Genomic DNA, 11,786 nt, shown 5'->3' with positions numbered 1-11,786 from the left:
GTGCTCCGCGCGACGCGTGCGGGCTTGGCTTGGCCTTGCTGTAGTGCCGAGCCATGCCCCGCACACCGTCCACGACAACCGCGAAGGTTCAGCGCACCGGGGCCTTCGGCCCCAGCAACGCCAGCAGCACGAAGACCACGATCGAGGCGACGGTGCCAAGCACCGCCGGCAACCCGAATGCCCACGCCGGACGGCCCTGCTGGCGCGCCCACTGGCCCAGATGCCAGGCCGCCCCCAGGTTGATCAGCCAGGCAATGGCGAACACCGGCCACAGCACCATGCCCACCGCACGCAGAACAGGCATGAACACCAGTGCGGCGACGATGGCCGCGAACAGGAAGACCAGTGCGGAGCGGGAATGGCGTGATCGTGCCGGTGCGTCGGCGGGTGATTCGCTGAATTCCATGGAGAGTGCCTCGATCCCGATGTAGTCCAAAGGGGATCACGTACGGTGCCCGAAGGGAAGCTCTCTGTAGTATCGAGCCGTGCTCGACTGATCCGGCATTGCGCGAACGGCAGCCGAGCATGGGCTTGGCTCTACATGACAATCAACCCTGGGCGAAGTCCTTCAGGATCTCGCCGACGCCGCTGGGCGAGATCTCGAAGCCCAGCGAAGTGCCCGGGTTGATCACCACGCCGTAGCCACCCGGCACGCGGCGCAGCACGTCCAGCATCCGCCAGCGGATCTGGTGTTCGGCCTGCTGGCTGTAGATGCCCACCCGCGACGGATCGGTGAACACGGCCACGTGCAGGGTGCCCTGCTTGTCGAACAGCAGCGGGTCGAAGCCGCTGCCATCGGGGGTCACCAGGCTGCCGGTCAGCAGTACCACCTCGGAGGCGACGAAGGCCTCCATGAAGGCGCGGATCGGCACCGACCCGTCCATCGCCGCCTTCAGCAGGGTTTCGATCGGGGTCTGCGGGGCGAGGTCGGTCATGGCGATACGGCGGGGCATGAGGGGGGCCTATTGTGCCGGATATGGTCACCCGGTAGTGCCGGCCGCTGGCCGGCACCTGAAGGTGCCATGGATTCATGGGTTGCCGGCCAGCGGCCGGCACTACCGCCCCAGCCGCACGTCCCGCGCCCGCTGGTCGGCCATCGCCTTGTCCAGCTCGGCCTGCAGCGCCGGGTGCTGCACGGTGGCATCGAGCACGTACACCTTCACCCCGTGCGCCGGCACTTCGGCCTTCAGGGAAGCATCCACCTGCAACGAACCGCCGTCCAGCGCATCACGCCAGCGGCCCGCCTGGACGTACCGCGCCACGGTGAAGGTCTTCGCACTGTCGCCCTTGTTCAGCAGCACCAGCGCGGTCTGCGCCACCTCGCCATGCTGCAGCACGCGGAAGAACACCGCCTCATCACCCTGCAGGCGCTCATTCACCTGCAGGCCGCGCTGCAGCGCCGGAGTGGCTGCGCGCAGCCGGGCGATACGCTGCAGCGGCGCGAAGATCGGACTCTTCGGCGCAGCATCCACACGCGGCTGGCCGAAGTAAGCGCGATTACCGGCATGCTCGGCACGGCCACGCATGAAGCCCGTCTCCGAGCCGTAATAGACCACCGGAATGCCGCGCGCGGTGAACAGCCAGTTGTGCGCATCGATGAAGCCGTTGTCACTGGCCTGCAGGCGCGGCATGTCGTGGTTGTCGTAGAAGCTCATCAGCTCGTACGGGTTGGCATACGGCCCCCCCCTCAGGTGCAGCGACTCGGCCAGGGTTTCAAAGCCCTTGCCGGCGGTGCCGAAGGTCTGCTCCAGTGCACCGCGCAACGGGAAGTCGAGCACGCTGACGTTGGCGTTGGCCGGCCAGGTGTGCTCTGCAATGCGCGCGGCATCGTAATCGAACGCTTCGCCGAACATGAACATGCCCGGGTGCTCGGCGCGGATACGCTTGACGAAGGCATGCCACCACGGGTGCGGCAACCAGCCGATGGTGTCGATGCGCAGCGCATCCACGCCCTGAGCGGCCCATTGCAGGTAAGCACCGACCAGGTAGTCCATCACCGCCGGATTGTCCTGGTTGAAGTCGGACAGCTCGGCAAGGTTGCCATCGAAGATCGAGCCGTCCTTGCTGTCGACCGGTCCAATGCTGTTGTAGAACGCGTGCAGCGGGTTGTGCTTCGGATCCAGTTCCTGCGGCGGCAGGTTCTGGTGGTCGGCGATCAGTTTTCCGTCCTTGTCGAAGATCTGCCCGAACTGCGGCTGCCGTGTCGGCATGGTCCAGGCCGGCGAACCGTGGTTGCCCACGATGTCCAGCACCACCTTCAAGCCGGCACCGTGCAGGCCCTTGGTCAACCCGGCGAAATCCAGGTCCTTGCTGGGCAGGTGCTCATCGAGCTTGTAGAAGTTGATGCCCCAGTACCCGTGGTAGCCGGTCTTGCCGCGGTCGGTCAGCGTGCTGGTGCAGCTGATCGGCTTGCTGCCGGTAAAGGCCTCGTCCGGGTTGTCGACGATGGGCGTGATCCACACCGCGCCGAAGCCGAGGTTGCGGATGTACTGCGCATTGTCGAGCACGCCGCGGAAGTCGCCGCCGAGATAGCCGATGTTGCCGTCCACCTTGTCCGGGCATGGCACCGGAATATCGAAGGTGCGGTGCACGCCGCCCTGGTCACGGTGATCGTTGGACGGATCACCGTTGACGAAGCGGTCGGTGACCACGAAGTACACCGCATCGCTGGCGAACGGTTCGGTGGTGCCCACATAGTCCGGGCGCGGCGCGGCCGCCGCATGGCCGGCCAGCAGCATCAAGGAAACAGCAACAGACAACGCAGCACGCATCACACCACCTCCGGACGGGACGGAACCCACAACACGCACAGGCCGGCAATGAACAGGCTGCAGCCGCCCAGCACCAGCACATGCATCGGCTGGCCGCCCAGCAACGTGCGCAGGGCGAAGCCGAGTGCACTGGCCGCCACCAGCTGCGGGATCACGATGAAGAAATTGAAGATGCCCATGTACACGCCCATCTTCGACGCCGGCACGCTGTCGGACAGCAGTGCATACGGCAGCGAGAGGATGGACGCCCAGGCGAAGCCGACGCCGACCATCGACAGCAGCAGCCAGTGCGGGTCGCGGATGAACATCAGCGAGACCAGGCCGGCACCGCCCAGCCACAGGTTGACCAGGTGGCTCCAGCGCAGGCCGATCGCACGCACCATGAGTGGAATCAGCACCGCCGCCAACGCGGCGAACCCGTTGTAGGCGCCAAACAGCACGCCCACCCAGTTGGCGCCCTCGTTGTAGGCCGCCGACTCTGGTTCAGTCGAACCGAAATGGGCGCCAGCCACCGCGGCGGTGGTGTAGATCCACATCGCAAACAGCGCGAACCACGAGAAGAACTGTACCCACGCCAGGCGACGCATGGTGACCGGCATCGCGCGCAGGTCGCCGACGATGGCGGCCAGCATGTGCGTGGCCGGCAGCGTACGCGCGAGCGCCAGCAGCAGGCCATAGCCGGCACACAGGCCGGCCAGCACGTACAGCATCCGGTCGCCCTGCCGCCAGGTGATCAGCAGCGCCAGCAGTACGCCCAGCCCCAGCCATGCAGCCACCTGCACCCAGGGCGCCGGGCCGCTGATCGGCGCCGCTGCGTGATGTGCCGGAGGTTCCGCGTCGTCGAAACCGGCCAGCTCCGCCGGTGAGTATTCGCGGGTGCTGACCACCGTCCAGGTGATTGCCGCCAACAGCACCACCGCGCCGAAGTAGAACGCATAGCGCACGGTATCAGGCACCTCACCTGCGGCGGCCGTATTGGCGACCCCGAAGTGGGCCAGGATGAACGGCAGGAAGCTGGCGACGATGGCGCCCACGCCGATGAAGAAGCTCTGCATGGCATAACCGGCCGGACGCTGGCGCGGCGCCAGCTGGTCGCCGACGAAGGCGCGGAACGGCTCCATCGACACGTTGATCGAGGCATCGAGTACCCACAGCGTGCCGGCGGCGATCCACAACGTCGGCGAGTTCGGCATCACCAGCAGCGCCAGCGTGGTCAGCACCGCTCCGATCATGAAATAAGGACGGCGGCGCCCCCAGCGCGTCCAGGTGCGGTCGGACAGGTAACCGATCACCGGCTGCACCAGCAGGCCGGTCAGCGGCGCGGCGATCCACAGCCCGGGCACCGCGTCGATGTCCGCGCCCAGCGTCTCGAAGATGCGGCTGGCATTGGCGTTCTGCAGGGCGAAGCCGAACTGGATGCCCAGGAAGCCGAAACACATGTTCCAGATCTGCCAGAACGACAGCTGCGGCTTGGCGGTACGATTCATCGTGCGCCCTCTGCCGCGGCCACCGGCGCCACCATCAGCGCCTGCACCTGGGCCTGGTTGAGCACGCCATCGCGCCCACCCTTGCCCCCGGTGTAGTGCGCGAAGTGCTGCAGCGCGCTCATGTTGAAGCCCTCTTCAAGCGTGACCGTGCATCGGCCCTTGGGCACCGTGAATGTCGCCGAGGTCGAGTCCTGCACGGCCACGCTGTGCGGCAGGGTGACGGTGTGCCGCTGCAACGGCTGGCCCGGGCACTGCAGCACCAGCTGCTTCACCGCAGCGGTGACGCCGGTGTTGATCGGCCCGTTCGGATTGCGGTACTGCAGGCGCAGGCGCACCTGCCCGGCCCTGGCGGAGGTGAACTGCCAGCGCTGCGTACCCTTCAGTCGCTGCTGCGGACCGACGCAGACCATCGGGCTGTGCAGCGATTCAATTGCACCGTCGCGCCGGGTCAGGCTGAGGCAATGCTGCAGGCCATCGTCACCGATGCGTGCCAGGCCATTGCTGGCGGCGAGCGCCCGGCCGTCCTGCCACAGCACCTGGCCGGCAGCGACCACGACATTCCAGCCCCTGCCCTTGCGTTGCACCTGCGGTGCGGCCGGCGTGGCCGGTGCGCGCGCATCTGCGTCGGCCGTCGTCGCCGCGCTGCGTGGCGCCGCTGCGGCGGGCACCAGCTGCACGGTGGTGGTGGCGCCACGGGTCTTCACCTTGCCCGCCACCAGCAGGCCATCACCCACCTGTTTCGGTCGCTCCAGCACATAACGCCTGCCATTGGCCTCCAGGGAGATGCGGCGCTGATTGCCGAACAGTTCGGGCACCAGCACGGCCGGCAGCTTGGGCTGCACGCGGCCATCGTCCTGCACGCCGAATACGCCCTCGACCACCATCGACAGATAGCCGGCCACCGACCACAGCTGGCGTTCGGAGTTGACCACCGGGCCGCTCAGCACGCCCTCGTCAACATGCACCGCCTGGCTGACCAGCTCGTAGTTCTCCATGTTGGAACCGGCCAGCGCGGCGCCCTGCATCAGCGAGCGGATCTCGGCGGCGATGCGCGGTGCATCGTCCAGCTGGCGCGCCGCGCGCAGCGAATAGGCACTGACGAACGGCCAGATCGCGCGGTTGTGGTAGATCGGCTGCTGCGCCTCCTGCGGCCACACCACCGGGCTGCCGGCCGGGCCCATCGGATACGCCGCCAGCGCACGCCGCGCGCGCTCGGGCGGCAGCACCTCGGCCAGGATGCCCAGCGACAGGCCGAGCAGATCGACCTTGGCGTACGGCACCGGGTGCGCGGCCTCGCCGATGTAGCTCATGTACTGGCCGATATCCTCGCGCCAGAAGCGCGCATTGATCTGCTGCGCCAACGCATCGGCCCACGCCCTGTAGTCGGTCGCGCGGGCATCGCCGTGCTGCCCGGCCAGGCGTTCGGCCAGGCGCAGTGCCTGGTAGTGCAGCACGTTGGTGGACAGTGCGTAGGAATCACCGATGAAACGCACGTCCTCGCGGGTCCAGTCTGGATAGGTCTGCTCGCGCCAGTCCAGGAAGGAGGTCTCGCCGCGGTACAGACCCATCTGCGCGTCGAACACCATCGCGCGGTCCTGCGCCAGCGTGCCCTGCAGCGCCTGCCAGACCTGATCGGCAAACGCTCGGTCCTCCAGCAGGTGGCGTGCCGCCAGGAACCACACCACGCGATCACTGCTGATCGGCCAGCTGCCGCCGGAACCGGTGTCCTGCGCCACGAACAGGCCGGGCGTACGCCCGTCACGGGCTGCCGACAGCTTGAACTGCAGCGACTGCCGGGTGCGCTGCGGGTCCAGCCGCGCCAGCGCCAGGTCGGCGGCGAAGCTGACATCACGGGTCCACACATAGGGCCAGCGTGCACCGGTCTGGAAGCACTCGCACGGGACCGGCCGGCCCTCGTCGAACGCCGGATCACGGATCGCGTCCACGCGGTCCTGGGACATCTCCTGCTGGGCGAGCGCGAACAGGGCATCGAACATCACGCTGCCGGTCTGGCTGCGCATCGGTGCGGCTGCGATCTGCACTGCGCCCTTCGGCGCATGCAGCACGAAGCTGCCCTTGGCAGCGGCTTCGGCGCGCGCATGGCGACCGTCGAATTGCAGGTCGGCCGCCTGCGCGGTCGATCCCAGCGCTGCCCCCAGGGCAGCGGTCAGGCAAATGATCTTCAGCATCGAAGCGGCGGACCGGCTTGCGCCCGTCGGCCTCCCTCCCTCTCTGCACGCGTTGTAGGTCCGCACCGTCGTTGCCGGCGGGCGGGCGCGGCCCCTCCCTCAAGGTGCCTGGGCCCCATGGTAGACGCGGGGCTGTCGGCTGCGTCCAGTTGCATACGTATTCATGGCATCGCGCGGTGGCGCGCCCGCCGCGCTGGCTTATGGTCCGGGTCTGCCAACGGCGCCTTGGGAGGGGAATTGCCGATGTCATCCACTGCTGTACGCGCGGTGTTCGCGCACATGCTCGGCCTGGCCCTGATCGGGTGGGCCACGCTGGTACAGGCCGCGCCACAGGTGGCCAGCGTCGAATCGCCGGGCAAGGTATTGAAGGTCAGTCTGCTGCTGGACGGCGGCACCGCCCGCTACCGTGTCGAGCGCCTGGGCGACACCGTGGTGGAGGATTCGAAGCTTGGCTTTGCCCTGCGCGACGGTCGCCTGGACGGCGATTTCGCCCTGCTTGGCCAGCAGCGGCGCAGCGTCGATGACACCTGGGAGCAGCCGTGGGGCGAGCGCCGGCTCACCCGCGACCACTTCAACGAGCTGACCGTGCAGTTGGCTGAAACCACCGGCAGCAAGCGGCGGCTGGATGTGGTGTTCCGCGTCTACGATGATGGCCTTGGCTTCCGCTATGTGTTCCCTGAACAACCGAACCTGCGCGAAGCCATCATCGATGACGAACTGACCGAGTTCGCCATCGCGCCCGAATCAACCGCCTGGTGGATTCCCGCCGGCGAACCGATCCACTACGAATACCTGTATCAGCGCACGCCGCTGCGCGAAGTGCCGCTGGTGCATACGCCGATGACCCTGCGCAGCCGCGATGGCCTGCATCTGGCGATCCACGAGGCAGCGCTGGTGGACTATGCCGGCATGTGGCTGCGGCGCACCGAGGGGCAGCGCCTGCGCGCGCAGCTGTCGCCCTCGGCCGAAGGCTGGAAGGTACGCCGCACCCTGCCCTTCGCCACGCCGTGGCGCACGCTGCAGATCGCCGATCGTGCCGGTGGCCTGGTCGAATCGGACCTGATCCTCAACCTCAATGAACCCAACGCGCTGGGCGATGTGAGCTGGGTGAAGCCGGCCAAGTACCTGGGCGTGTGGTGGTCGATGCACCTGGACAACGAGAGCTGGGCAACCGGACCGAAGCACGCGGCCACCACCGCCAAGACCAGGAAGGTGATCGACTTCGCGGCCGCGCACGGCTTCCGCGGCGTGCTGGTGGAAGGCTGGAACCCGGGTTGGGATGGCATGTGGGTGGGCAATGGCTACGACTTCGATTTCACCCGCGCCACGCCTGATTTCGACATTGAAGCGCTGACGGCGTATGGCCTGAAGAAGGGCGTGCACCTGATCGGCCATCATGAAACCGGCTGCGCCATCGAGCACTACGAGGACCAGCTGGGTGCCGCGCTGGACCTGTATGCACGGCTGGGCGTGGACCAGTTCAAGACCGGCTACGTCTGCGACGACGGCCAGGTCGACCGCCGCAATCCGGCCGGGGGCCCACTGTGGCGCGAGTGGCACGACGGGCAGTTCATGGCCCGCCACCACCTGAAGGTGGTGCAGGAAGCCGCGCGCCGGCACCTGTCGGTCAACCCGCATGAGCCGATAAAGGATACCGGCCTGCGCCGCACCTATCCCAACTGGATCTCACGCGAAGGCGCGCGCGGCATGGAATACAACGCCTGGGGCCAGCCGCCGAACCCGCCGGAGCATGAGGTCAACCTGGTGTTCACCCGCATGCTGGCCGGGCCGATGGATTACACCCCCGGCATCCTCAGCCTGAAGGGCCGCCACGGCCAGGCCATTCCCAGCACGCTGGCCCGCCAGCTTGCCCTGTACGTGGTGCTGTACAGCCCGATCCAGATGGCCGCGGACCTGCCCGAACACTACCTGCAGCATCGCGAGGCGTTCCGTTTCATCGAGGAGGTGGCGGTGGACTGGGAGCAGAGCCGCGTGCTCGATGGCGAAGTGGGTGACTACGTGACGATCGTGCGCCGCGACCGCAACAGCCGCGACTGGTTCCTCGGCAGCATCACCGACGAACACGGCCGCGTGCTGCCGGTACCGCTGGGCTTCCTGGAGCCAGGCGTGCGCTATCGCGCCGAGATCTACCGCGATGGTGAAGGCGCTGATTTCCGCAGCAACCCGTTCGCGTTCGCACGCGAAACCCGCGAGGTGACCAGTGCCGATGCACTGACGCTGGTGCTGGCACCGGGCGGTGGGCAGGCCATTCGCTTCACGCCCATCCACTGAACGTTTTCCTACCTGCGCTCCCGTAGCGCCCGAGCCCATGCTCGGGCGGCGGTGCGTAGCACCGAAACGCAGCCGAGCATGGGCTCGGCTCTACCGAACAAGGCACCTGAAAGCGATTACAACCCTGCAGACGCCATTGAATACGTATGCAGGGTGATTCCCGCGAAGAACGCGCTGCCTACCATAGCGGCGACGACAGCGGCCACCGCGTCGCACGTTCACGGCCCCGCCGGAACGCTCACAAATCGATCTGCAACATTGCCTGGGAGGGGAAAATGTTGAACCACAAGCGCAGCGCGCTGAGCATCGCGCTGGCCGTTGTCCTGGCGCCGACGCTGGCGTCGGCACAGTCCACGCAGAACACCACCACGCCGGCCGGCACCGCCGCCACCAACCTGGATACGGTGCAGGTCACCGGCATCCGCCGCGGCATCGAGAGCGCGATCGCGGTCAAGCAGGACGCCACCTCGGTGGTCGAGGCAATCTCCGCTGAAGACATCGGCAAGCTGCCCGACGTCAGCATCGCCGAATCCATCTCGCGCCTGCCCGGCCTGGCCGCCCAGCGCGTGGCCGGCCGTGCGCAGGTGATCAGCGTGCGCGGCCTGTCGCCGGACTTCGCCACCACCCTGCTCAATGGCCGCGAAGTGGTCAGCACCGGCGACAACCGCGGCGTCGAGTTCGACCAGTACCCGTCCGAGCTGGTCAACGGCGTGACGGTGTACAAGACCCCGGACGCGGCGCTGGTCGGCCAAGGCCTGTCAGGCACCATCGACATGCAGACCGCGCGCCCGCTCAGCTTCGGCGAGCGCGTGATCGCGGTCAGTGGCCGCTACCAGAAGAGCTCGCTGGGCCGCGCCGCCAACACCGATCCGTACGGCAACCGCTTCAGCGCCAGCTACATCGACCAGTTCCTGGACAAGACCCTGGGCATCGCCATCGGCTATGCGCACAGCGACATGCCGATCCAGGAGAACCAGGTCGGCCTGTACGAGCCGTGGACCACCGAGCACACCGACAAGGGCGACCGCCCGGGCGTGGGTGCCGGCACCTACTTCTCCGATGGCATCAAGGCGCTGCGCCGCACCGGCAACAACAAGCGCGACGGCGTGATGGCCACGATCCAGTTCCGCCCGAACAACAGCTGGACCAGCACCTTCGATGCCTTCCACACCGAAGCCGAGCAGATCGACACCGCCAACCAGTTCGAGCTGAACCTCAGCAACTACAACGGCAACTACACCCCGGGCCTGCTGGTCAGCAACCCGCAGGTCAACGCCAACGGCTCGTTCACCGGCGGCACCGCCAGCGGCGTGTATCCGCTGGTGCGCGGCATGTACAACAAGCGCAAGGACAAGATCGATGCGTTCGGCTGGAACAACGAGTTCAACTTCGGCGGCGTCAAGCTGGTCGCCGACCTGAACTACTCCAAGGCCACGCGCGACGAGCTGAACCTGGAAAACAACCTGCAGCTGACCCCGATGCCGCAACTGGATACGGTCGGCGTGTCGATCCGCCAGGACGGCTTCTCGCAGATCACCCCGGGCCTGAACTACTCCAACCCCGATGCGCTGTTCCTGACCAACACGATCTACGGCTCCGGCTACGGCAAGGTGCCGCAGGTGGAAGACCGCCTGAAGGGCGGCAAGCTGGCTGCCACCATCGCCCTTCCTGATGCCATCGCCTCGTGGGCACCGGACATCGACATCGGCGTGAACTATGCCGACCGCCGCAAGGTGAAGACCCAGTCCGAAGGCAACATCCTGCTCGGCGCACAGGGCGATGCCAACATCGCCTCGGACCTGCAGTACCGTCCGGTGGACCTGGGCTTCGCCGGCCTCGGCACCATCCCGGCCTGGAACGTACCGGCCGCTGTGGGTCGTTACATGACCTTCAACCCGGTCGACAACCTGGACTACCTGATCCCCAAGTCGTGGACGGTCGAAGAGAAGATCACCACCGCCTGGGCGCGCCTGAACATCAACACCGACATCGGTGAAGTGGGCGTGCGCGGCAACATCGGCGTGCAGATGCAGCACACCGACCAGAGCTCGGATTCGCGCTACTGGGACAGCTCGCAGTCAGCCGGCAACAACGTGCAGCCGTATTCGAACGGCCGCACTTACAACGACTGGCTGCCGAGCTTGAACCTGGCCTTCATGTTCCCCCACCAGCAGACGCTGCGCTTCGCCGCCGCCAAGCAGGTCGCGCGCCCGCGCGTGGACCAGATGCGCGCCGGCCTGGAGTTCGGCGTGGATACCGGCACCGGCCGGCCGGGCGGCAGTGGTGGCAATCCGCTGCTGGATCCGTGGCGCGCCACCGCGCTGGACCTGTCCTATGAGAAGTACTTCGGCGAGAAGGCCTACGTGGCTGCCGCGATCTTCTACAAGGACCTGAAGAGCTACGTCTATACCCAATCGGTGGACAACTACGACTTCACCGCGCTGCTGGGCAGCTACGTGCCGCCGCCGGGCATGACCGCGCCGGTGCTGACCACCGGCACCTTCTCCGCGCCGCAGAACGGCAAGGGCGGCACGTTGAAGGGCCTGGAACTGACCGCATCGTTCCCGCTGGACATGCTGACCGACAGCCTGCGTGGCTTCGGCCTGCAGGCCAGCGCGACCTTCAACAAGAGCGACATCACCATCCTGGATCCGGAGAGCGCCTCCAGCGTCGGCAGTGACCCGATCAGCCTGCCGGGCCTGTCCAAGCGCGTGTACAACTTCACTGCCTATTACGAGCGCAGCGGTTTTGAAGCACGCGTCAGCCAGCGCCGGCGGTCGGACTTCATCGGTGAGATCGGCAACTTCAACGGCAACCGCAGCCTGCGCTACGTGGTCGGCGAAAACGTGACCGATGCGCAGGTCAGCTACACCTTCAGCGACAGCAGCGCCCTGCGTGGCCTGACCCTGCTGCTGCAGGGCAGCAACCTGACCAACGAGCCGTACCGCACCTACGCCGGCAGCAAGGACCGCCCGCTGGAGTACATCGAATGGGGCCGCACCTACATGCTGGGCGTGAACTACAAGTTCTGAGGCAGCGCCGGGCCC

7 protein-coding genes are annotated in these 11,786 nt (G+C 67.0%); 2 read left to right on the top strand and 5 right to left on the bottom strand.

Annotated features, from left to right (window positions below):
- Positions 1-88: 88 nt before the first annotated feature.
- The 5 genes from AC5P7A_RS03800 to AC5P7A_RS03780 all read right to left on the bottom strand — a co-directional run bounded on the left by AC5P7A_RS03800 (position 89) and on the right by AC5P7A_RS03780 (position 6,447).
- Complete coding sequence (locus tag AC5P7A_RS03800; RefSeq protein ID WP_111205859.1) at positions 89-406, bottom strand: hypothetical protein; 318 nt, start codon at positions 404-406, stop codon at positions 89-91.
- Between the two features lie 142 nt (positions 407-548).
- Complete coding sequence (locus AC5P7A_RS03795) at positions 549-935, bottom strand: SseB family protein (RefSeq protein ID WP_032960680.1); 387 nt, start codon at positions 933-935, stop codon at positions 549-551.
- A 120-nt stretch (positions 936-1,055) separates the two neighbouring features.
- Positions 1,056-2,771, bottom strand: a complete 1,716-nt coding sequence (locus AC5P7A_RS03790; RefSeq protein ID WP_495219902.1) for an alpha-amylase family glycosyl hydrolase — start codon at positions 2,769-2,771, stop codon at positions 1,056-1,058.
- Complete coding sequence (locus AC5P7A_RS03785) at positions 2,771-4,258, bottom strand: MFS transporter (RefSeq protein WP_049404963.1); 1,488 nt, start codon at positions 4,256-4,258, stop codon at positions 2,771-2,773. The genes AC5P7A_RS03790 and AC5P7A_RS03785 overlap by 1 nt, the downstream gene beginning before the upstream one ends.
- Positions 4,255-6,447, bottom strand: a complete 2,193-nt coding sequence (locus tag AC5P7A_RS03780; RefSeq protein WP_495219901.1) for a glucosidase family protein — start codon at positions 6,445-6,447, stop codon at positions 4,255-4,257. The genes AC5P7A_RS03785 and AC5P7A_RS03780 overlap by 4 nt, the downstream gene beginning before the upstream one ends.
- A 237-nt stretch (positions 6,448-6,684) precedes the next feature.
- Here AC5P7A_RS03780 and AC5P7A_RS03775 point away from each other — a divergent pair, with 237 nt between their 5' ends.
- Positions 6,685-8,739, top strand: a complete 2,055-nt coding sequence (locus tag AC5P7A_RS03775; protein ID WP_495219900.1) for a glycoside hydrolase family 97 protein — start codon at positions 6,685-6,687, stop codon at positions 8,737-8,739.
- A 275-nt stretch (positions 8,740-9,014) separates the two neighbouring features.
- Entirely contained in the window at positions 9,015-11,771 is a 2,757-nt protein-coding gene (locus AC5P7A_RS03770) for a TonB-dependent receptor (RefSeq protein WP_053494617.1), read from the top strand.
- Positions 11,772-11,786 lie beyond the last annotated feature (15 nt).

The sequence above is a fragment of the Stenotrophomonas sp. YJH_SMC_65 genome (genome assembly GCF_059369475.1).
This window is presented reverse-complemented; position numbering and strand designations above follow the sequence as displayed.